This is a genomic window from Bradyrhizobium sp. IC4060 (assembly GCF_020193715.1).
Lineage (GTDB): Bacteria > Pseudomonadota > Alphaproteobacteria > Rhizobiales > Xanthobacteraceae > Bradyrhizobium > Bradyrhizobium yuanmingense.
This window is the reverse complement of record NZ_JADYVJ010000003.1, coordinates 282,192-304,218: the sequence shown is the minus strand read 5'-3', so window position 1 is coordinate 304,218 and position 22,027 is coordinate 282,192. Positions and strand designations below refer to the sequence as shown.

The 22,027-nt window shown below is 64.8% G+C and carries 20 protein-coding genes and 1 pseudogene; 10 read left to right on the top strand and 11 right to left on the bottom strand.

Annotation, left to right across the window (positions count from 1 at the left end; all coding sequences use genetic code 11):
• Positions 1 to 86: 86 nt before the first annotated feature.
• From I6F16_RS13250 to I6F16_RS13240, 3 genes are read left to right on the top strand one after another with little or no spacing between them, the layout of a single operon-like run.
• A complete protein-coding gene (locus tag I6F16_RS13250) occupies positions 87 to 1,259 on the top strand; it encodes an ABC transporter ATP-binding protein (RefSeq protein WP_225112932.1) in 1,173 nt (390 codons plus the stop codon).
• The gene (locus I6F16_RS13245; RefSeq protein ID WP_225112931.1) at positions 1,256 to 2,170 is read left to right on the top strand and encodes an ABC transporter permease; all 915 of its coding nucleotides are present in this window, start codon (positions 1,256 to 1,258) and stop codon (positions 2,168 to 2,170) included. The genes I6F16_RS13250 and I6F16_RS13245 overlap by 4 nt, the downstream gene beginning before the upstream one ends.
• A 4-nt stretch (positions 2,171 to 2,174) precedes the next feature.
• Positions 2,175 to 2,987 carry an ABC transporter permease subunit gene (locus I6F16_RS13240; protein WP_225112930.1) on the top strand — a complete coding sequence of 271 codons (813 nt, stop codon included), beginning with the start codon at positions 2,175 to 2,177 and terminating at the stop codon, positions 2,985 to 2,987.
• 96 nt (positions 2,988 to 3,083) lie between these two features.
• On the opposite strand, the gene I6F16_RS13235 is transcribed toward I6F16_RS13240, so the two are convergent.
• From I6F16_RS13235 to I6F16_RS13220, 4 genes are all read right to left on the bottom strand, one after another.
• On the bottom strand, positions 3,084 to 3,935 hold the full coding sequence (locus I6F16_RS13235) for a carbohydrate ABC transporter permease (protein WP_035998760.1): 852 nt from the start codon (positions 3,933 to 3,935) through the stop codon (positions 3,084 to 3,086).
• Complete coding sequence (locus I6F16_RS13230; RefSeq protein ID WP_035998764.1) at positions 3,932 to 4,804, bottom strand: sugar ABC transporter permease; 873 nt, start codon at positions 4,802 to 4,804, stop codon at positions 3,932 to 3,934. The genes I6F16_RS13235 and I6F16_RS13230 overlap by 4 nt, the downstream gene beginning before the upstream one ends.
• A gap of 96 nt (positions 4,805 to 4,900) precedes the next feature.
• The gene (locus tag I6F16_RS13225) at positions 4,901 to 6,286 is read right to left on the bottom strand and encodes an ABC transporter substrate-binding protein (protein ID WP_109142529.1); all 1,386 of its coding nucleotides are present in this window, start codon (positions 6,284 to 6,286) and stop codon (positions 4,901 to 4,903) included.
• Positions 6,287 to 6,474: 188 nt separating this feature from the next.
• Positions 6,475 to 8,358 (bottom strand): AsmA family protein, encoded by a 1,884-nt coding sequence (locus I6F16_RS13220; RefSeq protein WP_225112929.1) that lies wholly within the window; start codon positions 8,356 to 8,358, stop codon positions 6,475 to 6,477.
• Between the two features lie 287 nt (positions 8,359 to 8,645).
• Here I6F16_RS13220 and I6F16_RS13215 point away from each other — a divergent pair, with 287 nt between their 5' ends.
• From I6F16_RS13215 to I6F16_RS13205, 3 genes are read left to right on the top strand one after another with little or no spacing between them, the layout of a single operon-like run.
• The gene (locus tag I6F16_RS13215) at positions 8,646 to 9,353 is read left to right on the top strand and encodes a CoA transferase subunit A (protein WP_035998773.1); all 708 of its coding nucleotides are present in this window, start codon (positions 8,646 to 8,648) and stop codon (positions 9,351 to 9,353) included.
• Positions 9,354 to 9,371: 18 nt separating this feature from the next.
• On the top strand, positions 9,372 to 10,022 hold the full coding sequence (locus I6F16_RS13210; RefSeq protein WP_035998776.1) for a CoA transferase subunit B: 651 nt from the start codon (positions 9,372 to 9,374) through the stop codon (positions 10,020 to 10,022).
• A 21-nt stretch (positions 10,023 to 10,043) separates the two neighbouring features.
• Complete coding sequence (locus I6F16_RS13205; RefSeq protein WP_225112928.1) at positions 10,044 to 10,679, top strand: GNAT family N-acetyltransferase; 636 nt, start codon at positions 10,044 to 10,046, stop codon at positions 10,677 to 10,679.
• Between the two features lie 81 nt (positions 10,680 to 10,760).
• On the opposite strand, the gene I6F16_RS13200 is transcribed toward I6F16_RS13205, so the two are convergent.
• The 5 genes and pseudogenes from I6F16_RS13200 to I6F16_RS13180 form a co-directional block, all read right to left on the bottom strand.
• Complete coding sequence (locus tag I6F16_RS13200) at positions 10,761 to 12,332, bottom strand: iron ABC transporter permease (protein WP_225112927.1); 1,572 nt, start codon at positions 12,330 to 12,332, stop codon at positions 10,761 to 10,763.
• Between the two features lie 130 nt (positions 12,333 to 12,462).
• Complete coding sequence (locus I6F16_RS13195) at positions 12,463 to 13,488, bottom strand: Fe(3+) ABC transporter substrate-binding protein (RefSeq protein WP_035998784.1); 1,026 nt, start codon at positions 13,486 to 13,488, stop codon at positions 12,463 to 12,465.
• Between the two features lie 164 nt (positions 13,489 to 13,652).
• Positions 13,653 to 14,530: pseudogene (locus tag I6F16_RS13190) on the bottom strand (SUMF1/EgtB/PvdO family nonheme iron enzyme).
• Between the two features lie 57 nt (positions 14,531 to 14,587).
• On the bottom strand, positions 14,588 to 15,685 hold the full coding sequence (gene nirK, locus I6F16_RS13185; protein WP_225112926.1) for a copper-containing nitrite reductase: 1,098 nt from the start codon (positions 15,683 to 15,685) through the stop codon (positions 14,588 to 14,590).
• A gap of 302 nt (positions 15,686 to 15,987) precedes the next feature.
• A complete protein-coding gene (locus I6F16_RS13180) occupies positions 15,988 to 16,188 on the bottom strand; it encodes a hypothetical protein (RefSeq protein WP_225112925.1) in 201 nt (66 codons plus the stop codon).
• Between the two features lie 165 nt (positions 16,189 to 16,353).
• Here I6F16_RS13180 and hemN point away from each other — a divergent pair, with 165 nt between their 5' ends.
• Positions 16,354 to 17,706, top strand: a complete 1,353-nt coding sequence (gene hemN, locus I6F16_RS13175; protein ID WP_225112924.1) for an oxygen-independent coproporphyrinogen III oxidase — start codon at positions 16,354 to 16,356, stop codon at positions 17,704 to 17,706.
• Between the two features lie 84 nt (positions 17,707 to 17,790).
• The gene (locus I6F16_RS13170; protein ID WP_225112923.1) at positions 17,791 to 17,988 is read left to right on the top strand and encodes a DUF1858 domain-containing protein; all 198 of its coding nucleotides are present in this window, start codon (positions 17,791 to 17,793) and stop codon (positions 17,986 to 17,988) included.
• 104 nt (positions 17,989 to 18,092) lie between these two features.
• On the opposite strand, the gene I6F16_RS13165 is transcribed toward I6F16_RS13170, so the two are convergent.
• Positions 18,093 to 18,803: a Crp/Fnr family transcriptional regulator gene (locus I6F16_RS13165; RefSeq protein ID WP_225112922.1), complete on the bottom strand. Its 711-nt coding sequence runs from the start codon at positions 18,801 to 18,803 to the stop codon at positions 18,093 to 18,095.
• A gap of 128 nt (positions 18,804 to 18,931) precedes the next feature.
• Between I6F16_RS13165 and I6F16_RS13160 the strand changes: the two genes are divergently transcribed.
• Positions 18,932 to 20,143 carry an NnrS family protein gene (locus I6F16_RS13160; protein ID WP_225112921.1) on the top strand — a complete coding sequence of 404 codons (1,212 nt, stop codon included), beginning with the start codon at positions 18,932 to 18,934 and terminating at the stop codon, positions 20,141 to 20,143.
• Between the two features lie 2 nt (positions 20,144 to 20,145).
• On the opposite strand, the gene I6F16_RS13155 is transcribed toward I6F16_RS13160, so the two are convergent.
• Positions 20,146 to 21,162 carry an AraC family transcriptional regulator gene (locus I6F16_RS13155; protein WP_225112920.1) on the bottom strand — a complete coding sequence of 339 codons (1,017 nt, stop codon included), beginning with the start codon at positions 21,160 to 21,162 and terminating at the stop codon, positions 20,146 to 20,148.
• A gap of 200 nt (positions 21,163 to 21,362) precedes the next feature.
• On the opposite strand from I6F16_RS13155, the gene I6F16_RS13150 reads away from it, so the two are divergent.
• On the top strand, positions 21,363 to 21,971 hold the full coding sequence (locus I6F16_RS13150; protein WP_225112919.1) for a response regulator: 609 nt from the start codon (positions 21,363 to 21,365) through the stop codon (positions 21,969 to 21,971).
• Positions 21,972 to 22,027 lie beyond the last annotated feature (56 nt).

The following is a 22,027-nucleotide window of genomic DNA, read 5'->3' as shown; positions in this document are numbered from 1 at the left end:
GCGGCGCGATGTAAGTTTTCCCCGAACCGGTTGAGCTAAACACGATCGGCCGCTAGCGTGCGGCGGAATCGGGGTTGGCAGGGACCATGGCGGAAGAATTGCCCGGGATGAACGTTGCGGCTGAACCGGCTGGCGGAGACGCATGTCCGGCGGCCGGCCAGCCGCTGCTGCGCATCGAGGGCGTCGCCAAGACCTTTGGCACGTTCCGCGCCGTCGACGGCGTGTCGCTCGATATCAAGGCCGGCGAGTTCTTCGCGCTGCTCGGCCCGAGCGGCTGCGGCAAGACCACGCTCTTGCGCATGCTCGCGGGCTTCGAGGCGCCGGACGAGGGGCGTATTCTGCTCGGCGGCAAGGATATCGCGCAGGCGCTGCCGCACGACCGCCCGATCAACATGATGTTCCAGAACTATGCGCTGTTCCCGCATCTGTCGGTACGCGACAACATTGCCTTCGGCCTGAAGCGCGCCGGCATGCCGCGTGCCGACATCGCCACGCGCGTCGCGGAGATGGTGGCGCTGGTCAAGCTCGAGGGATTGGAGAAGCGCAAGCCGGACCAGTTGTCCGGCGGTCAGCGCCAGCGCGTGGCGCTCGCCCGCGCATTGGCGCGCCGCCCTCAGCTCCTGCTGCTCGACGAGCCGCTCGCAGCCCTCGACAAGAAGCTTCGCGAAAACACGCAAGCCGAGCTGATGGAGCTGCAGCGGCGGCTCGGCATGACCTTCATCATCGTCACCCACGACCAGGAGGAGGCGATGACGATGGCGAGCCGGATCGGCGTGATGAAATCAGGCAGGCTCGCCCAGGTCGCGAACCCCCGCGAGCTCTATGAGGCGCCGCGCTCGCGCTGGATCGCCGAGTTCGTCGGCGACGTCAACCTGTTCGACGGCGAGTCAAAATTGCGCGACGGTCGTCGTCTGGTCATCGGCACGCGCGATGCGGGGGCGCTGGTGGTGGCCGAGCCGCGTGAGGCGGTCGGCACCGGAAAACTGGCGGTCGCGATCCGCCCCGAGAAGGTCAAGCTGTCGCGCCGCGGCCCGGCCAACGAGGCCGGTCGTGAGACGGCGATCAACACCCTCGAGGGCGTGATCGCGGACATCTGCTATCTCGGCGGCACCACCACCTATAAGGTGAAGCTCGACACCGGCGGGATGCTGCAGGCGTCGGTCGCTAACAGCGCGCGGCTGGACGTCGACGCCTACAGCCTGAACCAGCATGTCGTCGCCTGGTTCACGCCCGACGATTGCGTGGTGCTGCAATCATGAGCTCGCGCCGCATCTTCGCAAAGCCGGCGCGCTTCGCGGCCATCGCGCCCTATGTCTGGATGGTGCTGTTCTTCCTGGTGCCGTTCGGCTTCGTGCTCAAGATCAGCCTGTCGCAGACCGCGATCGCGCAGCCGCCTTACGAGCCGGTGTTCGACCTCACGGCGGGATGGGACGCGCTGAAGGCAGCGTTCGCTGCGCTCTCGGTCGACAATTTCAAGCTGCTCGCCTCCGACGACATTTACGTCTTCGCCTATGTCCGCAGCCTCACCGTCGCCCTCACGGCCACCGCGCTACTGCTCCTGATCGGCTATCCCATCGCCTACGGGATGGCGCGGCTGCCGCAGCGCTGGCAGGCGGTGGCGATGGTGCTGGTGATCGTGCCGTTTTGGACCTCGTTCCTGATCCGCATCTACGCCTGGATCAACATCCTCCAGCACGACGGCCTGCTGAACCAGGTCCTGCTGGCGCTGCATCTGGTCAGCCAGCCCGTAGTGTGGCTCTCCACCGACACCGCGATGTATATCGGCATCGTCTATTCCTATCTGCCGTTCATGATCCTGCCGCTCTACGCGACGCTCGCCAAGATGGAGCCGGTGCTGGAGGAAGCGGCTGCCGATCTCGGCGCGCCGCCCTGGCAGGTGTTCTGGCTCGTCACCTTCCCGCTGTCGCTGCCCGGCGTCGGCGCCGGCGTGCTCTTGTGCTTCATCCCGATCGTCGGCGAGTTCGTCATTCCCGACCTTCTGGCCGGCTCCAATTCGCTGATGATCGGCCAGACCCTGTGGCTCGAATTCTTCACCAACAAGGACTGGCCGGTTGCCTCGGCTGCCGCGATCGTGCTGCTGGTCGTGCTGCTGGTGCCGCTCTTGCTGTACGAGCGGCTGCAGAAGCGGCAGCTGGAACAGGGAAGGTAGCGCGATGCGCAAGGTCTTCCGCCTGTCCCGCTTCAACATCGCCTCGCTCGCGCTGGGGCTGGCGTTCCTCTATTTGCCGATCCTGATCCTCGTTCTCTATTCCTTCAACGCTTCGCGCCTGGTGACGGTGTGGGGCGGCTGGTCGCTGCGCTGGTATCATGAGTTGTTCAACGATCGCGCCATGATCGAGGCGGCCTGGATGAGCCTGCGGGTCGCTGTCGCCTCCGCGACGATCGCGACGCTGCTCGGCACGCTCGCAGCGGTGGCGCTGTCGCGCGGTGAACGCTTTCGTGGTCGCACCCTGTTCTCAGGCATGCTCTACGCACCGCTGGTGATGCCGGAGGTGATCACCGGATTGTCGCTGCTCTTGCTGTTCGTTGCGCTGAACGCCGAGCGCGGTTTCTGGACGGTGACGATCGCCCACACCACGCTCACCATGTGCTTCGTCACGGTGGTCGTGCAGTCGCGCCTCGGCTCGCTCGATCGCTCGCTGGAGGAGGCGGCGATGGATCTCGGCTGCAATCCCGTCGGTGCGTTCGTTGCCGCAACGCTGCCGCTGATCGCCCCTGCAATCGTCGCCGGCTGGATGCTGGCGTTCACGCTGTCGCTCGACGACCTCGTGATCGCGAGCTTCACCACCGGCCCAGGCTCGGCGACGCTGCCGATCCGTATCTATTCGGAGGTGCGGCTCGGCGTGAAGCCCGAGATCAACGCGATCTGCACGCTGGTGATCGCGCTGATCGCGGTCGTCATCGTCATTGCCTCGCTCGCCTCGAAGCTGTCGAGCTCGCGAGGTGAGAGCGCTGCGCCGCTGTAGGCTCTGCTGTCATTGCGAGGAGTTCTTGCGACGAAGCAATCCAGTCTGGAGGTAGTCTGGATTGCTTCGCTTCGCTCGCAATGACGAAAGAAGAGCTTACGACTTCACCGCACCCGCCGTGAGCCCGCCCACCATGTAGCGGCGGAAGGCGTAATAGACCGCGGCCGGCGGCAGCGCGTAGATGAAGCCCGTCGTCATCAGCAGCTCCCACGGCGAGTCGTCGGCGGCGAGGAAGTTGCCGAGCGCGACGGGAAGGGTGATGTCGCGGTCGTTCGACAGCAGCAGGAACGCGTAGAGATACTCGTTCCAGGCCAGCAGCACCGCATAGGTGCCGATCGCGACCAGCGAGGGCATCATCAGCGGCAAATAGACCAGGCGGAAGATCTGCAGCGTGGTGGCGCCGTCCATCACCGCGGCCTCGTCCAGCTCCACCGGCAGCTTGTCCGAGGCCTGCTTCAGCACCCAGATCGCGTAAGGCGAGGCGATCGTCACCATGGCCAGGATCAGCGACCAGTGATTGTTGAGCAGGCCGTAATTGCCCATCGTGCGATACATCGGCACGGCGAGAAACGCCGCGGGAATGAAATAGGTGAAGAGCGCGAGGTTCAGCACGGCGCGGCCGCCCGGCACCTTCAATCGCGAAATCGCGAACGCCGCGGCGGTCGCGATGAACAGCGTGAGCACGCCCACGGAGACTGCGATCAGCGTCGAATTCCAGAACTGGGCGTAGAAGTCGCGCAGGAAGTAGTGCTGCTGCTTGAACACGATTTCGAAGTTGTGCAGCGTCGGATGGTCCGGCCACAGCTTGCCCGAGAACGCGTCCTCCTTCGGGGAGATCGCGAACAGGAACATGTGGTAGATCGGGATCATCGTCCACAGGAAGACGGGAATGCCGATCAGCAGCAGCCGCGCTTCCGTCGCGACGTCACGGAGGGAGGGAAGCTTCATCGCGACAACCGTTTCATCATGAAGTAAACCAGTGGCAGGACGAACGGCATCGCGCAGACGATGGATGCCATCGCGAGCGAGAGCTGGTCGAGCCGAAGATAGCGGATGCCGAGCGTCGCCAGCACGTGCGTGAGGTCGGCAGGTCCGCCGCCGGTGAGCAGGTAGACGCTGTTGAAATCGCCCAGCGTCCAGATCATCGAGAGCAGCGTGCAGGTGACGTAGAGCGTCTGCATCGACGGCCAGGTGATGTAGCGGAATTTCTGCCACCAGCTGGCACCGTCGACCTCGGCGGCCTCGAACAGATCGTGCGAGATCGCAAGGCGCCCGGTGATCAGGATCAGCGTCCAGAACGGCAGCGACTTCCAGATGTGCACGGCGATCGCCATGCACAGCGCGACGGTCGGGTCGTTCAGCCAGTTCGGGCCGTCATCGCCGGTCAGGGAGAAGATGAAGTGGTTGACCATGCCCCATTCGGGATTGAGCATGAAGCGCACCGACAGGATGGTCGGGATCGACGGCACCGCCCAGGGCAGGATGAAGATCACCGACAGCCATCTGATCCAGGTGCGCTGCTGCGCGAAGAAGCCGGACAGGAACAGCGCAATCATCATCTTGATGTTGATGCCGACGACCAGGAAGATCAGCGTGTTGATTGCAGCGCGCGCGAAGATCGGGTCGTGATACAGCGCCACATAGTTCGCCGGATCGCGTGCCAGCCAGAGCCCGTAGCAGACGGGATAGACGACAAAGGCAAGGAAGACGAGCAGATAAGGTGTTAGCAGGAGGATGCCCCAGACCTGCGCCGGGGTCAGCCGCGACGACAGGGGCGGGCCGGGTATTGCCTGATCGCCAGAGAGCGTGATCGCCATTCTTTCGGACTCTTCAAAGAGAAGCCGGCCGCGAGACGCGGCCGGTGTTGTTGTTGTTGCACTCTCCCCCGCAACGCGGAGAGATGGGCGGACGACTCAGCCCGCGACCTGCTTGATGCGGGCGATGAGTTCGTCGACGGCCTTGTCGACCGGAACCTTCTCGCTGACGACGCGGTTCATCGCCTTCGCCCACACGTTCTCATTGTTCAAGATCGTGAACTTCCAGTTCCTGGTAAAGTCGAACTGAGAGGTGCCGCCCTTGAACTGGGTGTAGACGGCCTTGCGGTGCTTGTCGGCCTGCCAGAACGGGCTTTCCTGGCTTTCTTTCGTCACCGGGAACCAGCGGCCGAGCGCGCCCTCGATGTAGGGACGGATGTTCTCTTCCTGCAGCAGGAAGTTGAGGAACTGCTTGCCCTCGGCCTTGTTCTTGGCCGCGGTGAAGATCAGACCCGTCTTGACGTCGGAGCGATACTTGATGGTCGAGCCATCGGGAGCCTTGGGGAAGGACGCCGTGACGATGTCCTGCTCATAAGCCTTCTTGCCGGCCTCGCGCTGTTCCGGCGTGAGGTTCTGGTTCTGTGACTCCTCGTACCATTTTGCTGCGATCGAGATCGTGAAGTTGTGGGTCATCACGATTGTCTTGTTGTGGAAGGCGACATTGTTGTCCGGGTCCTTCCAGGTGGTCGCGGAGGGCGGGGCGCAGCCCTTGGTGTAGGTGTCGGTGTAGTCCTTCAGCGCCTTGATCAGGCCGTCGCGGACCTTGGGGTCGTCGACCAGCAGCTTGCCGTCGTCGTCGACCAGCTTGACGTGGTAGGCGTCCATGAAGGTGTAGAACGATTGGAACGAGTCGGTGGATTCCACGCCCATCGGCTGGCCGACGGCATAGATGCGCTGGCCTGTGGCCTTACGGATCGCCGGCTGCACCTTGTCGCACCAGAAGCTCCAGTAGCCGGTCCAGTCGTTCGGGATGTCACTCTGCTTGAAGCCGGCTTTCTCCAGCATGTCGTTCCAGATCTGGACGTGCATGCTCTGCTGCTTCAGCGGGAAGCCGTAATAGGCCTTCTTCTTGGCGACGTCGTTGTAGAGGATCGAGGCGTCCAGCGTGTTCTGCACGAACCGGCCCTTGATCGGCTCCATGACGTCGGTGAGGTCCTCGAGCTTGCCCTCATAGGCCCACTTGCCCTGTACCTGCACGTCGTAGCTGTCGGAATAGGCGACGTCGGGCACGGTGCCCGCATCGAGCGCTGCGACGGTCTTCGGAATCATGTCCTGGATCGCGTATTGCGACAATTCGACCTTGATGCCGGTCTTGGCTTCAAACTTCTTGATCGTCTCGGCGAGCGCTTCGTCCTCGGACTTGTAAAAGCCTTTGACCCACCAGACCGTGATCGTCTTCTGTTGTGCAAATGCGGGCGCAGTGGCGGCAAACAGCCCAACCGCAGCGACCGCCAATGAAACTGCGCCAATAACCTTGGATTTCACGTTTTTCTCCCTCAAACGGCCGGTGTTTTAACCGGTCGTATAAAACACTAGCGCATGGTGGTAGCGCAATCAACGCATCTTGTCGGACCAAGGTCGTAGCGCGTCGGAGATGCATCATGCGCGCATCGATCCAATCGCCGCATCAATTCACCGGGATCAATTCGCGCGCGCTCCACGGCGCACAATCGTCAGTTCGACTTCGCGCCCTCTTTCGCATTTTCGGCGGTCGGCGATCCCTCCGGGCGCTTTCCCCCCGTGATGCGCTGCTTGAGGAGATCGAGGAAGGGAGACGCCGCCGGCGACTGCCGGATCAGGCTTTCGGGATCGGGGAAGATCAGGGGATCGTCCCAGGGGCCCTGCACCATGAAGGGCAATTGAAAGCCGGACGCCGTGTTGAGGCTCGCCACGCCCTTCATGTCGTATTCGCGGGTCGGCACCGAGGCGGTGCCGGTCAGCGTGATCTTGGCCGCCGGGCCCTCGATGCGGATGTCTTCGGCGGTTGCGATGCCGTCGGAGAATTTCACGGCGATCGTGAGCTTGTCGTATGGCGTCGAGCCGCTGCGGAAATTGCCGCCGCCCGACAGCGGCCGCCGCTCCAGCCGCTTCAGCAGCTGCTCGGCATTGAAGCCCGCGATCGCGCCGTTATGCCCGGTCACGGTGGCGCTGCCGTCGAGCGACTGCACGAGGCCGAACGGGCTCGAGCCCGAGGCGAACAGCGAGACGTTGATGTTGCCGCGGCCGGACAGCTTGTTGAGGCCGAACAGCTCGGTGGCGCAGGCCTGCAGATCGACATCGGTGAACTGGAATTGCGCCTTGATGTCGGCGACCGTATCGGACCGCGCGATGCCGAACGAGCCCTTGGCGATCCCGCCATAGACCTGCGCCTCGCCGACCGAGAGCGCCAGCGTGCCGTTGCGCAAATTGGCGCCGATCGCGGTGCGGCCGAGCCGCGTGGGTCCGACGGTCAGCTTGGCCGCCGACAGGCGCATGTCGAGGTCGGTGGTCGACAATCCCTGGAGGTCGAACAGCTGCCTGTTCCAGTCGCGCGCCCCACTCGCGAGCAGGCGGAACGTCGAGATATAAGGTGTGAAGTCGAGCGCGTCGGCGGCGAGCGTGGCCTGCAGCGTCTGCCGGCCGTTATTGGCGTAGGTCATGACGCCTTCGGCGGCATTGCCGTCGAGCTCGACGTTGACATTGGTGAGCGCGATCGAGGCGCCGACGACGTTGGCGCGCGCCTTCAGCACGAAGCGGCCGAAGCCGCCGCTGCCGGGCTGCGGCTGTCCGGTCCAGCGCAGCGCGTTGCGCAAGGACGGGCTGTCCACTGTGAGCGTACCCTCCATCATCGCGCTGGTGCGATTGGCGACGCTGCCGTCGAAGGCGAGCTTGAGCGGCGCGCTGGCGATGCGCGCCTTCAGGCCGGAGCGGTCGCCGGAGAGGGCGGCGACGAAATCGGAAAAGCTGATCGAGCCGTCGACGCGCTCGCCGCGCCAGTCGAACTGCCCGGTCGCGGCAAAAGAGCGCGAGATCGAAGGCCAGGCCAGCGACAGGTCGATGTCCTCGAGCTTCTCGTTGGCACGCGTGGCAACGTCCTCGTAATCGAGCACGCCGTCCTGGATGCGGATTTCGGAGAACGAGACCTGGTTCTCGGCCCCGGGCTTCATGGTGCGTGCGATGGTCTGGATGAAGGGCGTCCAGTTGCTCTCGCCGTCCGGCTTCAGGCTGACGTGGATGCGCGGCCGCAGCAGCGTCAGGTCGGCGATCTCGAAACGCTGCAGCAGGAGCGGCAGCAGCCGCAAATTCGCGGTGAGCACGTCGACCTGGAGCGCGGGAGCGCTGGTGCCGCCGCCCTTGAGGCCGACGTCGCGGAAGGAGATGTAGCTCGCCGGAAGCACCGAGATCTCGATGCTGCCTGCGACATTGAGCTCGAGCCCGGTGACGTCGCGGATCTGCGCTTCGACCGCCTTGCGCAGCGCGTCGCGGTTGATGAGCCAGGAGGTCGCGATCAGGGCGATCAGCGCGACGCCGAGCAGCGCCGCGATCGGCGTCCCGAGGCGCTTCATTCCTTGGGCCATGGTCAATGGCATGTCCTGATCGGGTTGGTCGTTGGAGCCAGAAGGGCGGGCCGCGAAACGTCTGTGCCGACGCCCAGATCCTATGGTGTTAAGTACCGCAACTTGATGGGTTTTCTTGACGCTTTCAAGGCCGCTGCGCGGTTATGCCCACGGCATGGGCAGCTTCTATCACCCGGGGGCGGAGCGGAGAACCCCGTATCATTGACGGCTTCGGACGATTTCGCCTAATAATCGCCGCCAATGAGGCGCGACGCCCGCCAGCCCAAGGTTCAGTCGAGGTTTTTTGCATGAACAAGGTCTATCCCGACGCCAAGTCGGCGCTGTCAGGCATTCTAAAAGACAACATGATGATCATGTCGGGCGGCTTCGGCCTCTGCGGCATTGCCGAGGAGCTGTCGGACGCGATCCGGGATTCCGGCGTCAAGGGCCTGACCGTGGTCTCCAACAATGCCGGCGTCGACGGCATCGGCCTCAGCCGCCTGCTCGAAACCCGCCAGATCAAGAAGATGATCTCGTCCTATGTCGGCGAGAACAAGCTGTTCGCCCAGCAATACCTCGCCGGCGAGCTGGAACTCGAGTTCAATCCGCAGGGCACGTTGGCCGAGCGCATCCGCGCCGGCGGCGCCGGCATCCCGGCCTTCTACACCAAGACCGGCGTCGGCACGCTGATCGCCGAAGGCAAGGAAGTGAAGGAATTCGACGGCGAGAAGTACCTGATGGAGCGCGGCCTGTTCGCCGACCTCGCCATCGTGCACGCCTGGAAGGGCGACACCGCCGGAAACCTGATCTACCGCAAGACCGCGCGCAACTTTAACCCGATGATGGCGACCGCCGCGAAGATCACGGTGGCCGAGGTCGAGCATCTGGTTCCCGCCGGTGAACTCAATCCCGACCACATCCACACGCCCGGCATCTTCGTGAAGCGCATCGTCGAGGTCGGCACGGCCAAGAAGCGCATCGAATTCCGCAACACCCGCCCGCGTACCGCCGCTTAAGCGCAACAGGAGACTCACATGGCCTGGACCCGTGAACAGATGGCCGCGCGCGCCGCGAAGGAATTGCGCGACGGCTATTACGTCAATCTCGGCATCGGCATCCCGACGCTGGTCTCGAACTACATCCCCGATGGCATGGACGTCTCCTTGCAGAGCGAGAACGGCATGCTCGGCATGGGGCCGTTCCCCTATGAGGGCGAGGAAGACGCCGATCTCATCAACGCCGGCAAGCAGACCGTGAGCGAGCTGCCGTCGACCTCGTATTTCTCGAGCGCGGATTCCTTCGGCATGATCCGCGGCGGCCACATGGATCTCTCGATCCTCGGCGCCATGCAGGTGGCCCAGAACGGCGATCTCGCCAACTGGATGATCCCCGGCAAGATGGTCAAGGGCATGGGCGGCGCGATGGATCTCGTCGCAGGCGTCAAGCGCGTCGTCGTGGTGATGGAGCATTCGGCCAAGGACGGCCCGAAGCTCCTGAAGAGGTGCAATCTGCCGCTGACCGGCGAGCGCGTCGTCGACATGGTCGTCACTGATCTTGCCGTCTTCACCATCGACAAGCACGGCGATGGCGGCATGGCGCTGATCGAGCTCGCCGACGGCGTCACGCTCGACGAGATCAAGTCCAAGACCGAAGCCGAATTCCGCGTCGCGCTGAAGAACACGTAGGGTCGTCGTAAAGGGGCGCGCATGACGATACGGTCCGCGCGTCCCGAAGATGCCGAATTCATCGCACAAACCATCCTGAATTCGATGCGCGGCCACCGGCCGCGCGGCTGGTTCGACGTGGCGCTCGGCTGGCCGGAAGCGGAGTGCCTCGCTTTCGTCGCGCGCGTCGCCGTCGCACGGGCGGTGTCGATGTGGCATTTTTCGCAGTTCCTGGTCGCCGAGATTGATGGCAAGCCCGCTGCTGCACTTTGCGCCGTGCCGGCAGCCGGCACCGGACCGGCGGCATGGCGCGCGGTCGAAGAGGTCGGTCTCTCAATTGGGCTGACGGCGTCAGAGCTCGACGCCATCCGCCAGCGCGGTGCCTATTCGCGAGCTTGCTGGGTCCAGGGCGGCGAGGGCGACTGGATGATCGAGCATGTCGCGACCGACCCTGCCTATCGTGGTCGTGGCTTGATGCAGGCGTTGATCGCGCATGCGCTGGACAAAGGGCGGGCAGCTGGGTTTGCCCGGGCGACGATATCGTTCCTGATCGGCAACGAGCCGGCCGAGCGCGCCTACGCGAAGGCGGGTTTTGTCTTCGCGGAAGAGAAGCGCGACCCGAATTTCGAGGCAATCATCGGCGCGCCCGGTTTTCGCGTGTTCGCGCGGAAGATTTGAGCAGGTTGCAGGCACCGGCGACAACCAAGCGTTTGCTATCAATTGGTCGAAGCGCCATGAATGTGCGGACGATGTGCCCCTTCAAGCGGGGCCGCTCGGCACCTCGGAGAACCGGGTCAGCCAGGCAACTGGACCGATGCTCGCGGCGATGATCAGGAGGGCCGCGAGCGCGCCGTCCTCGAAATTGCCGCGGCTTGCGTACTGGTAGATCGACGTGGACAGCGTTTCGACGTTGAGGGGCCGCAGGAGCAGCGTTGCCGGCAGCTCCTTCAGGCAGTCGACGAACATGATGATGACGGCGCCAAGCATCGCGGGCCGGAGCAACGGCAGATAGATCTGCCTCAACATGACCCCCTGGCCGGCGCCGACCGCGCGTGCGCTCTCGTCATAGTCGCTCGGAATGCTGTCGAACCCGGCCTTGATCATGCCGACCGGCACAGCCAGAAAACGAATCGTGTAGGCGATCACGACGGCCATCCCGGAGCCGACCAGGACCAGCCCCGGAAGCGAACGTCCGGTCCAGGTCGCGACCGCGCTCAGCGCATTGTCGACCGCCAGGACCGGGGTGAGCAGGCCGAGAGCGATGACGAGACCCGGCAGCGCGTATCCGGCCTGCGCGATGCTCAGCGCGACATATCGCAGAGGATCCGGCCGCAAGCGATGCGCGATCGTCGTGGCGAGCGCAAGCATCAAGGCCATGAGCGTTGCGAGCCCTGCAAAGGCAAACGAATGGAAGGTGTGGCGCCACAGCAGCGGGTCGAAATTTGCAAGCAGGCCGCGGCCGAGAGCCTGATGCGCCAGATAGAGCAGCGGGACCACGAAGCCGATCAGCACCGGCAGCACGCAGACCGCGAACGCGATCGACGCTCTTGCGCCCGACAGCGGGGTTCGCCGCCTCACATGCGGGCTTTCGGCCGAGAATTCGATGCTGGCGTTGCGACGGCCGTAACGCTCCATCGCGATCAGGCCGGCAACGATCGCAAGCATCAGGCATGCGAGCTGCGCTGCACCGGCAAGGCTGCCGCGGTTGAGCCAGGTGGTGAAGATCGAGACCGTCAGCGTGCGGATGCCGAGATATTCGCTGGCTCCGATGTCGTTGAGCGTTTCCAGCGCGACCAGCGCCACGCCGACCGCCAGCGCCGGCCGCGCCATCGGCAGTGAAACGCGCCACAAGATGGTCCATCGGCCGGCGCCCAGCGTCGTGGCCGCTTCCGCGAATTCGGCTGACTGAACCTGGAACGTCGCACGCGCCGAGAGATAGACGTAAGGGTAGAGCACGAGCCCGATCACGAAGATGGCGCCCGGCAGCGAGCGGAGGTTGGGCAGAAGGCCGAGGGCATCGCCCAGCGGCAGCCAGGTCGCCAGGGTGCGATGCACCAGGCCCAGCGGTTCGAACAGATCGGCATAGACGTACGCCGCAAGATAGGTCGGAATCGCCAGCGGCAGCGGCATCAGCCACAGCAGCATGCCCCGGCCGGCAAAATCGTGGCGCGACATCACCCATGCAGTGCCGGCGCCGATCAAAAGTGTGACCGCGCCGACCCCGACGAGCAGAAGGGCAGTGTCGAGAAGGGCGGCCGGCAGCACGTAGTTGATCAGGTCGTGCCACACATCGGATGCCGGCTGCAAAGCCAGCGAAACGATCGAGATCACGGGCGCCGCTACCAGGACCGCGGTTGCGATCGCGATGGCGGTTGCGGCGCGACCGGCCCGTACACGGCCCCTCGATCGAGGCCGTGTGCTCGTAGCTTCCAGCAGTTCGATAGACGTGGGCCGCCAGAGATCAGTTGTCAAAGCCGACCTTGTCCACCAGCGAGGCCGCAGCCTTGCGGTTGGCGGCGATCTTTGCAATCGGCAACGGATCCGGGACGAGCTTGCCGTAGCCGGCGATGGTCGCATTGACGGCGACACCGCTCCGAACCGGATATTCGTAGTTCTGGTCGGCATACATCTGCTGCGCCTGCTCGCTGACGAGCCACTCGATCAGCTTGGTACCGTTGGCCTTGTTGGGCGCGTTCTTGGCGAGCAGCACGCCGGAGAGGTTGACGTGGGTGCCGCCGCCCTCGAAGGTCGGCAGGATGACGCGGGTCGCCTCCGCCCACGGCTTCTTCTCGGGATCGTTGTTCATCATCAGCGCCCAGTAATAGGTGTTGCCGATGCCGATATCGCATTTGCCGGCGGCGACGTCACGCGCGGCTTCGCGATCGCCGCCCGACGGCTTCTGCGCGAGATTGGCCTTCAGGCCGCGCAGCCATTCCTCGGCCTTGGCTTCGCCGTACTTGGCCGCGTAGGCCGCGAAAAGCGCGTTGTTATAGATGTGCTGGCCCGAGCGAATGCAGATCTTGCCCTTCCACTTGGGATCGGCGAGCTCCTCATAGGTGATCTTGTCCTGCTTGACGCGATCCTTCGAGGCATAGATCACGCGCGCGCGCATGGAGATGCCGGCCCAGTGTCCGTCCGGATCGCGATATTGCGCCGGCACGACCTTGTCGACCGCCTCCGACTTGATCGGCTGGGTGACGCCGGCCTGCACGGCCTCGTCGATGCGGCCGATGTCCACCGTCAGCAGCACGTCGGCCGGACTGTTGGCCCCTTCCGCCTTCATGCGCTGCTCCAGACCGGAGCTTGCGGAGACGACGTTGACCTTGATGCCCGTGTCCTTGGTGAACGCATCGAACAGCGGCTGGATCAGCTTGGTCTCGCGGTAGGTATAGACGTTGACCTCGCCGTTGGCGGCTGCCTCCGACACGAAAGACGTGGTCAGGCTCAACACCGCCGCAGACGCGGCGAGGACGCGAAGATAGATCATAAGGGCTGCTCCCAGGCGCGAGATTGAACGCCGATTGAGTAGCGCAGGCGGGGGGCCAACGTTAGCGACGCGATGTCGCGAGAGCATAAGCTTAGAGCAATTCCAAAGTATCTTTTAGACTCATTCTAATACTGAAGCGACGGTCATGGGAAATAATTGGCGCCCTATGATCCTGCCGGCCTCATCTTGCTCAGGCGCTGCGAGACGCTGGCCAGCCACGACTCTCCTCGCGCACCAGGCGGAAGCCGAGATTGGCGGGCGGCACGCCCTGGGCGCAGCCGCCGGCACGGGCGTCGCGGATGAAGTCGGTGACATAGGCGCGGTGCGCACCCTCGGCGACGCGCACGCCGCAATTCACGGTCGCGCGGCCGGGATTGCCGGAATCATCGACACGCGAGCGCACGAAGCACGTCGCGGTCCACTCCCAGATATTGCCGGCGAGGTCTTCGACGCCATGCTCGTTCGGGCCGAACTTGCCGAAGCGATGAGCCGTGGTGTCGGAGAGGTCGCGTTCGGATTCGCGCTCATAGCGGCTGATCCAGCGCTTCGAAGGGTCGCTTGCATCGACCGGTACCCCGTCATCCCGGAATCTGGAGCCGGCGGCAAAGGCCCATTCCTCGTCGCTCGGCAGGCGGTATTGATGGCCGGTCTTGCGCGATAGCCAGCCTGCATAGGCCTCGGCATCGTGCCAGCTCACCTGCACTGCTGGGCGATCGGGGGCGATTGCGACGTCGCGATCGAGTGCGCGGCAGGCGCCATCCTGCACGCAATGCTGATAGTCGGATGAAGCGACCTGATTCCGCATGATGCGCAGCGGCCGGTTGATCCGGATGGTGCGCATCGGCGCTTCCGCCTGCTGTCCGCCGCGGGTGAAATCGCCGGCCTCGCGATAGGCGAAGCTGCCCGGGGCGACCTCGACCAAGGCCGGCTCGCCGACGGCATGGCGCATCGTCAGCTCCGAGACCAGAGGCGCAACGGCCAGCGGCCCCGCAAGCCCGGCCGCGCAGGCAAGTGCCAGCTTGAGCTTGAATGCGATCAGCACAATCATTCCTCCGCAGAAGGAAAAAGGGGCCGGCGATGACCGGCCCCTTCGTCGCGTCTAGTTGGTGCTGGCAGGAGGTATTTCGGCAGGCGCCTTCACTTGCATCATCAGATCGTCGTTCCACTTGCCTTCGACCTTGAAGTGCGCGGTGGCGCCGAGACTGGCCGCCTCGATCAGGTTATGCGTGACATAGGCGTAGATGCCGGGCTGCTGGAACTTGTACAGCGCAGCTCCCGCCGAGCCGCCGCGGATGAACCAGGTCTCGAGCCCGACCTCGGGCGCGTTGCCGAACTTGCCGGTCTCCCAGACATAGTCGCCGTGGCCACCGATCAGATGCGGACGGCTGTCGCGATTGGCCTGCGAGTGCACGATCAGCACGTTCTCGCCGACCTTCGCGGTGAGCGCGTTCTTGCCGGTGAGCGCGCCAACCTTGCCGTTGAACACGACGTGGGTCGGGGTCAGCTTCTTCATCACCTCTTCGGTCTCGGTGAAGGCTTCGCCCGGCGATTCGTAGGACTTGAAGTTGCCCTTCTCGTCGCGCGGCACGTACATGTCCTGCTCGCCGATATAGTAGACCTTGTCGTATTTCAGCGCGCGGCCCTTGCCGTCGTTCAGCCCCTCACGCGGCAGCACCATCACGGCACCGTTCATGCCCGAGACGACGTGCCAGGGGGTCATCGGGCTGCCCGGTGCGCAGTGATACACGAACACGCCTGTCTTGGTCGCCTTCCAGCGCAGCACGACCTGCTCGCCGGGATTGATGAGCGTGAGCTCGCCGCCGCCGAGCGCGCCGGTCGCGGAATGGAAGTCGATGTTGTGCGGCATGGTGTTCGTCGCGGGATTGACTAGCGTCAGCTCGACATAGTCACCCTCGTGCACGACCATGAGCGGGCCCGGCATCGAGCCGTTGAACGTCATCGCCTGGAAGGTGGTGCCCTTGTCGTCGATGACGACTTTCTTCTCCTCGATCGTCATCCTGAACTCGACGATCTTGGGGCCCTGTATCGTGGCCTGCTCGTGCGCGTGCACGAAGGGCGGAGCGACCAGCTCTACCTTCTGACGCGGCAGCTTGAGACCGCCGGCGGCGAAAGCCGGGATCGCCAACATCAGGGCGGTCGCGGCGGCGCTGATCAATGCGGCTCTGCGGGTGAACATCGGAAGCATCCTTCATCTGAAATGGTTTTGATGACGGAGTGCAGTGTGCGCCGATTGCGGCAAGCGTGTTTGTGCTGCGACAAGCTTCCGCCGGATTCGCGTTCGGCAACATGACTTAGATTTCTCGAAGGAGCGGGATCGGCGATGGCAACTCACCGCGTCCGCAGGCGCGATGCCGATCGAGGCCGAGCGTCAACTCAGCGGCAACTCGTTTGCATGTTCAAGCTGGATGACGATCTCGGTTGCCCTGCTCATGCGCGTGGACGAGATCGCAAGACAGGCCCTGGCGAAGGCGCGTCCGTTCAGAGCAGGTTCACGGCGAGCCAGACCAATCCCCAGATCGCCAATGACAGCGCGACGAAGACGGCGATCGCGGCCGCCAGGGCGCGCACCGCGCCGGCGGGGGCCGGCGCGGCCGGGGCCGGTCGGAAGTGGTCGAAACGCGGGATATGGCCGCGGACGTCGAGCAGGGAGAGAATAAGTTCGAGTGCGAAAAGCCTCATGGCGAACGCTCCGGATGGCCGCGATTTTTTCTCACCATGGCCGGGAACCGGTATCCGCGCTTTGCGCGAGCGCAAAGCCGCGTCCGCCGATCCGGGTTATTTGAATTCATTCCGTGATTTGCCGCGATGTCTCGCGCGCGGCGGGCATTTACGAATGGGTAACTTATGAGAGCTGATCTTGCGGCGATCTACGGCGAGGAACGCCTGCCACGCTATACCAGCTATCCGACCGCACCGCATTTCACGCCGGCGATCGGTCCGGACGCCTATGCCCGCTGGCTGGCGGAGCTGCCCGTGGCCGCCAGCGCCTCGCTCTATCTGCACGTGCCGTTCTGCCGCGAGATGTGCTGGTACTGCGGCTGCCATACCCAGATCGTCCGCCGCGACGAACTGATCGCCGGCTACCAGCGGACGCTACGCAGAGAGATCGCGCTGACGGCCGAAACCATCGGCCACCGCATCAAGGTCGAGCACATTCATTTCGGCGGCGGTACGCCGACGATCATGGCGCCGGACGCCTTTGCCGAGCTGATGGCGACGATGCGCCAGGAATTCTTCGTGCTGCCCTCGGCGGAAATCGCGGTCGAGATCGATCCCCGTACATTGAGCGCGGACATGGTCGAGGCGATGCGGCTCTCCGGCGTCAATCGCGCGAGCCTCGGCGTGCAGAGCTTCGATCCGGTGGTGCAGCGGGCGATCAACCGCGTGCAGAGCTTCGCGCAGACGGCGTCCGTGGTCGAGATGCTCCGCGGCGCCGGAATCGAGGGCATCAATTTCGATTTGATCTACGGGCTGCCGCACCAGACAATGGCCTCGTGCCTGGAAACTGTGCGGCGCAGCCTCGCGCTCGCGCCCAGCCGCTTCTCGGTGTTCGGCTATGCTCACGTGCCGGGCTTCAAGAAGCACCAGCGCATGATCAATGAAGGCGTGTTGCCCGACGGCCTTGCGCGCCACGACCAGGCCTGCGCCATCGCCAATGCGCTGAAGGAAGCCGGTTACGTGCAGATCGGGCTCGACCATTTCGCCCGGCCCGACGATGCCATGGCCGTGGCGTTCGAGCAGGGCACGCTGCGGCGCAATTTCCAGGGCTACACCACCGACCGCAGCGAAGTCCTGCTCGGCTTCGGCGCCAGCGCGATCGGGCATCTGCCGCAGGGCTATGTCCAGAACGAGGTGCAGATCGGCGCCTATGCGCAGAGCATCGCTGCCGGCCGCCTCGCCACCGCGAAGGGCTATGGCCTCACCGATGACGACCGGCTGCGCGCCGACATCATCGAACGCATCATGTGCGAGTTCGGTGCCGATCTCGGCGACATCTGCGCGCGCCACGGCGCGGAGGCCGGCGCCATGCTGAAATCGGCGTCTCGTCTGAAGCCGCTGATCTCCGACGGCGTCGTGAGGCTGGACGGCGAACGGCTCGCCGTCGCCGGGGATTCGCGCTTCCTGGTCCGCAGCGTCGCCGCCGCGTTCGACGCGCATCTTGATCCGGGCAAGCAGCTGCACAGTCGGGCGGTGTAGCTCTTCCGGAATGACAAGGCAGCTTGCGCTCCAACAAAGAAACTCACTCCCGCGCCGCTATCGTCGATCGGAACGGAGTTGTCCATGCCTTTCCGGTCCGACGATCTGGTCGATGACATCATGCATTCGGCGCCGCACACGATCCGCGTGTTTCTCGCCTTCAGGATGGCTTGTGTCGGCTGTCCGATCGCGACCTTCCACACGGTCGACGACGCCTGCCGCGAGCATGGCATCGACCGCGACAAGTTCCTCGCCGCATTGAGCGTGTGCGTGCCGGCGTGAAACGGTCAGGAAGCGCGCAGATGTGCGCGGATTCCCGGATGAGGGCGCGCTTGCGTCGTAAGCGCAAGCGCGCCTCATCCCTAGCTTGAGCAGAGAGGCGTCTCTCACGCCGCGCCGCTGTCGGCGCTCCGCTCCGCCAGCACCACGATTCTGTGCGGCTCGCGCAGGATGATGCGCTGGCGGCCGCTCTCGACCAACCCCTGGCACTCCCAGCCGCTCAGGATGCGGCTGACGGTGTGCAGCGTGGTGCCCGTCATCTGCGCAATGTCCTGGCGGCTGATCGGGAAGTCGATCTCGATGCCGTGGTCGAGCTTCTTGCCGGACTGCTTGGCGAGGCGCAGCAGCGCGTGCGCGATGCGTTGCTCGACCTGCTGGGTCGACATTTCCAGGATGCGGGTGTGACTTTCCTGCAGCCGCGTGCCGACGGTCTGGAGCGTGTTGGCGGCCAGCGCCGGAAACCGCTCGACCAGCCGCGGCCAGGCCGAGCTCGGCCAGATCAGCACGACGCTGTCGTCGACCGCCATCGCCGTCGCCGGATATTGCGCGGCTCCGATCGCCATCGCGAGCCCGAACGTTTCGCCGGGCGCGACATAGCGGACCACGATCTGCTCGCCGGCCGGATTGGTCTTCGCCGCGCGGACATGGCCGTGCAGCAGCAGAAAGAAGCACTGCGCGTCCGCCCCCTGTTCGAAGATGGCACTGTTCCTGGGATAGCGCGCCGAGCGGGCCTCGCGCAGGATCTCGTCGAGAGCTTCCGGCGTCATCCCTGCAAACAGCGGCAGATGCGCAACCAGCGATGTGTCGACCTTGGCCATTCTGCCTCCATGGCATCGGGGCGTGTGATGGCACCTGCAATCGTCGAGTAGTTTGCGTTAGCGCAAAACGAGGCGGCACGGCGGCAGTATTTTTCCAGTAACGATCTGAATTGATTGGAGTTGATCCCATGGCTGGCGCCCGATCCCGCAACTTTGCGGGCTGGCCGCTGTTTGCGAACAGCTTTCGGCCCTTTTTCCTGCTCGCCGCAATTCAGGCGGCGCTGTCGATGCTGGCCTGGCTGCCGATGTTCTACGGCGAATTGTCGGTGAGCTCCGCGTTCGCGCCGCGCGACTGGCACATCCACGAAATGCTCTATGGCTTCCTGCCGGCCGTCATCACCGGCTTCCTGTTCACCGCCATCCCGAACTGGACGGGACGCCTGCCGATCCAGGGCGGGCCGCTCGCGGCCTTGCTGACGGTCTGGCTCGCCGGGCGCGTCGTGGTGACGCTGTCGGCGAATACCGGCTGGGCGTTTGCGCTGGTCGTCGATGCCGCGTTCCTGGCCCTGGTCGTTGCTGCCGCGACGCGCGAGATCATCGCAGGCGGCAATTGGCGCAACCTGCCAGTGGTCGGGCTGGTGCTGGTTCTGCTCGCCGGCAACGTCGCCTTCCATGTCGAGACGCATTACGCAGGCGCGGCCGAAATCAGCATCCGCATCGGCATCGGCGTGGTCATTCTGCTGATCGGCCTGATCGGCGGCCGCATCATTCCGAGCTTCACCCGCAACTGGCTCGTCAAGTTCAATCCCGGCCGTCTGCCGGTGCCGTTCGGGCGATTTGACGGCGCGGTGATCGCCTTGAGCGCGCTGGCACTGATCGCATGGATCGCGGCACCGCTGAACATGATCACCGGCGTCGCGATGGCGGCGGTGGGCGTGCTGCATCTGGTTCGGCTTGCACGCTGGGCCGGCGATCGCACCACGCGCGAGCGGCTGCTGCTGATCCTTCATGTCGGTTATGTCTTCGTGCCGCTTGGCTTCATCTTGAACGCTGTGGCCGCCTTCGGCGAGCTGCCGCCGAGCGCCGGCATCCATGCCTGGATGGCAGGTGCGGCGGGAACGATGACGCTCGCGGTGATGACCCGCGCCAGCCTCGGCCATACCGGACAGGCGCTGACGGCTTCGCCGGCGATCCAGGGAATCTATGCTGCAATCATCATGGCCGCTCTGGCCCGGGTCGGCGCCGTCGTGTTGCCCGCGTATAGCGATGTGCTGCTGCACATCGCCGCCTGCGGCTGGATTCTCGCCTTCCTGGGATTTGCCGTCGCGTTCGGTCCGCTGCTCGCCGGCAGCGGGCGGCGGGCGCTCGCCACGACGGGCGTGCCCGCTCCGGCGCGCTGAAGTCAGGCGGCACTCGCCGAGGGCGGCCGCACGCCCTTGCGCCACTCGGTGATGGTGCAGCCGAAGCGGCCGCGAAACCAGCGCGCCATGGCGCTCTGTGCGGAGAAGCCGAGCTGCACCGCGATGTCGGCCAGCGGCCGGGCGGGATCCTCGATCAGCTGGACCACGAGATCGGCGCGTTGCGCGTCCAGGATGGCTGAGAAGCTGGTGCCCGACGCGGCGAGGCGGCGGTGGATGGTGCGGCGGGTGCAGGCCAGATGCTCGGCGACGCGCTCGACCGTGCAATCGCCGCTGGCGAGCAGGGTCCGCACCACCTCGTCGACCTTTGCCTCCCAGCTTGCCGGCCTGCTCTCGATCGCCTCGATACGCTTGCGCAGGTAGTTCGCGATCAAGGGATGCGCGCTCGGGATCCGGCGCTCCATTTCGTGCGCCGACAACAGGATCGCATCGTCGTCCGCGTTGAAGCTCACCCGGCAGCCGAAGAAGTCGCGGTAGCGCTTGCGGTCGAGCGGCGGCGGGTAGTGCAGATGCACCTCCAGCGGCCGCCAATCGCTGCCGAACAGCGACTGGATGATGCGGTGAACGCTGCCGAGCGCCATGTCGATCGACTGCCGCGGCGCGCGCGGCTGCCGGCCGCGCAAATGCAGCGTGATGGTCACGGTCCGCTCGTCACGCGTGACGTCGAGCCGCATGCCGTCGTGATGGATATGGATGAAGCGCGAAAACGCCTCGATCGCTTCGCCGACGGTCGCCTGTTCGCGCACGATCAGGCCGACCGCGCCGAAATTGGTGAGGCCGCCACGCTCGGCGAGACGCAGGCCGAAATCCTCGGCGCCGGAGGCCTTTGCCGACAGTTCGAGCAGGCGGCGCAGGCCGGTGACGGCGATGGGAATGTCGGGCTGGTCGAGGCAGGCCAGCGGCAGCCTGACCTTGCGCATCATCTGGCTGGGGTCGAGCCCAACCGACCGGGCGACCTCGGGGTAACAGCTCAATCCTGCGCTGCGAATGAGGTCGGTCATGCAAACCGTTCCTGCCAGCATTCCCGCAGATGTCCCGAAATGTAAAGTTTCTGTCCCGATCCGTCAAATCCAGGAACCGGATGGAACATACATAAGGAAAACCGAAGCACTGGCGTGAATGCCGTGCGCATGACGGCGGGGCGCGACGGAGCCCCCGGCCGTCTCGGGCCATTTGACCAAGACATTGCTGGATCGGGACTATGCCGGGAAACATGCTTTCCAAGGGCGAGGTATTCGTCATCGACACCGACGCCGCCTCCCGCGAACAACTTTCCGCCGCGCTCGAACAGAGCGCCTATGACGTGATCTGCTTCGCAGACGGGGCGTCCCTGCTCTCGGAGGCGAAGACGCGGATGCCGGCCTGTGTGCTGCTGGAGATGCCGCCGGATCGCTCCGCTCTCGAGGTGCTGAGGCAGCTGCGCGAGGAGAATTGCATGGCGCCGGTGCTGGTGACGTCGGCGAACGGCAGCATCGCCATGGCGGTCGACGCCATCAAGAGCGGCGCAGCCGACTTCATCGAAAAGCCGTTCCGTACCCACGACATCGTCAACCGGATCGATGCCGCTATCGATGAATTCGCGCAACCCGGGGCGATCCGGCAACGCTGGCTGCCGGGCTGCGAACCTCTGACGGCGCGCGAAGCCGACGTGCTCGAGCATCTTGCCGCCGGCCTTACCAACAAGGGCATCGCCCGGCGGATGCATCTGAGCGCGCGGACGGTCGAAGGTTATCGCGCCAGCATCCTGAAGAAGGCCGGCGCCAAGAACGTAACCGATCTGCTCCGGCGCATTTTCGGCCAGGGCTCTTAGACCCAGGCCTGAAGCCGCCCGGAGCACCGGGCGTTCCGCAGACATGGTGCCGCCGC

Coding starts and splice junctions, on each gene's coding strand:
- I6F16_RS13250 (WP_225112932.1), top strand. CDS start 87: ATGGCGGAAGAATTGCCCGGGATGAACGTTGCGGCTGAACCGGCTGGC.
- I6F16_RS13245 (WP_225112931.1), top strand. CDS start 1,256: ATGAGCTCGCGCCGCATCTTCGCAAAGCCGGCGCGCTTCGCGGCCATC.
- I6F16_RS13240 (WP_225112930.1), top strand. CDS start 2,175: ATGCGCAAGGTCTTCCGCCTGTCCCGCTTCAACATCGCCTCGCTCGCG.
- I6F16_RS13235 (WP_035998760.1), bottom strand. CDS start 3,935: ATGAAGCTTCCCTCCCTCCGTGACGTCGCGACGGAAGCGCGGCTGCTG.
- I6F16_RS13230 (WP_035998764.1), bottom strand. CDS start 4,804: ATGGCGATCACGCTCTCTGGCGATCAGGCAATACCCGGCCCGCCCCTG.
- I6F16_RS13220 (WP_225112929.1), bottom strand. CDS start 8,358: ATGGCCCAAGGAATGAAGCGCCTCGGGACGCCGATCGCGGCGCTGCTC.
- I6F16_RS13215 (WP_035998773.1), top strand. CDS start 8,646: ATGAACAAGGTCTATCCCGACGCCAAGTCGGCGCTGTCAGGCATTCTA.
- I6F16_RS13210 (WP_035998776.1), top strand. CDS start 9,372: ATGGCCTGGACCCGTGAACAGATGGCCGCGCGCGCCGCGAAGGAATTG.
- I6F16_RS13205 (WP_225112928.1), top strand. CDS start 10,044: ATGACGATACGGTCCGCGCGTCCCGAAGATGCCGAATTCATCGCACAA.
- I6F16_RS13195 (WP_035998784.1), bottom strand. CDS start 13,488: ATGATCTATCTTCGCGTCCTCGCCGCGTCTGCGGCGGTGTTGAGCCTG.
- nirK (WP_225112926.1), bottom strand. CDS start 15,685: ATGTTCACCCGCAGAGCCGCATTGATCAGCGCCGCCGCGACCGCCCTG.
- I6F16_RS13180 (WP_225112925.1), bottom strand. CDS start 16,188: ATGAGGCTTTTCGCACTCGAACTTATTCTCTCCCTGCTCGACGTCCGC.
- hemN (WP_225112924.1), top strand. CDS start 16,354: ATGAGAGCTGATCTTGCGGCGATCTACGGCGAGGAACGCCTGCCACGC.
- I6F16_RS13170 (WP_225112923.1), top strand. CDS start 17,791: ATGCCTTTCCGGTCCGACGATCTGGTCGATGACATCATGCATTCGGCG.
- I6F16_RS13165 (WP_225112922.1), bottom strand. CDS start 18,803: ATGGCCAAGGTCGACACATCGCTGGTTGCGCATCTGCCGCTGTTTGCA.
- I6F16_RS13160 (WP_225112921.1), top strand. CDS start 18,932: ATGGCTGGCGCCCGATCCCGCAACTTTGCGGGCTGGCCGCTGTTTGCG.
- I6F16_RS13155 (WP_225112920.1), bottom strand. CDS start 21,162: ATGACCGACCTCATTCGCAGCGCAGGATTGAGCTGTTACCCCGAGGTC.
- I6F16_RS13150 (WP_225112919.1), top strand. CDS start 21,363: ATGCCGGGAAACATGCTTTCCAAGGGCGAGGTATTCGTCATCGACACC.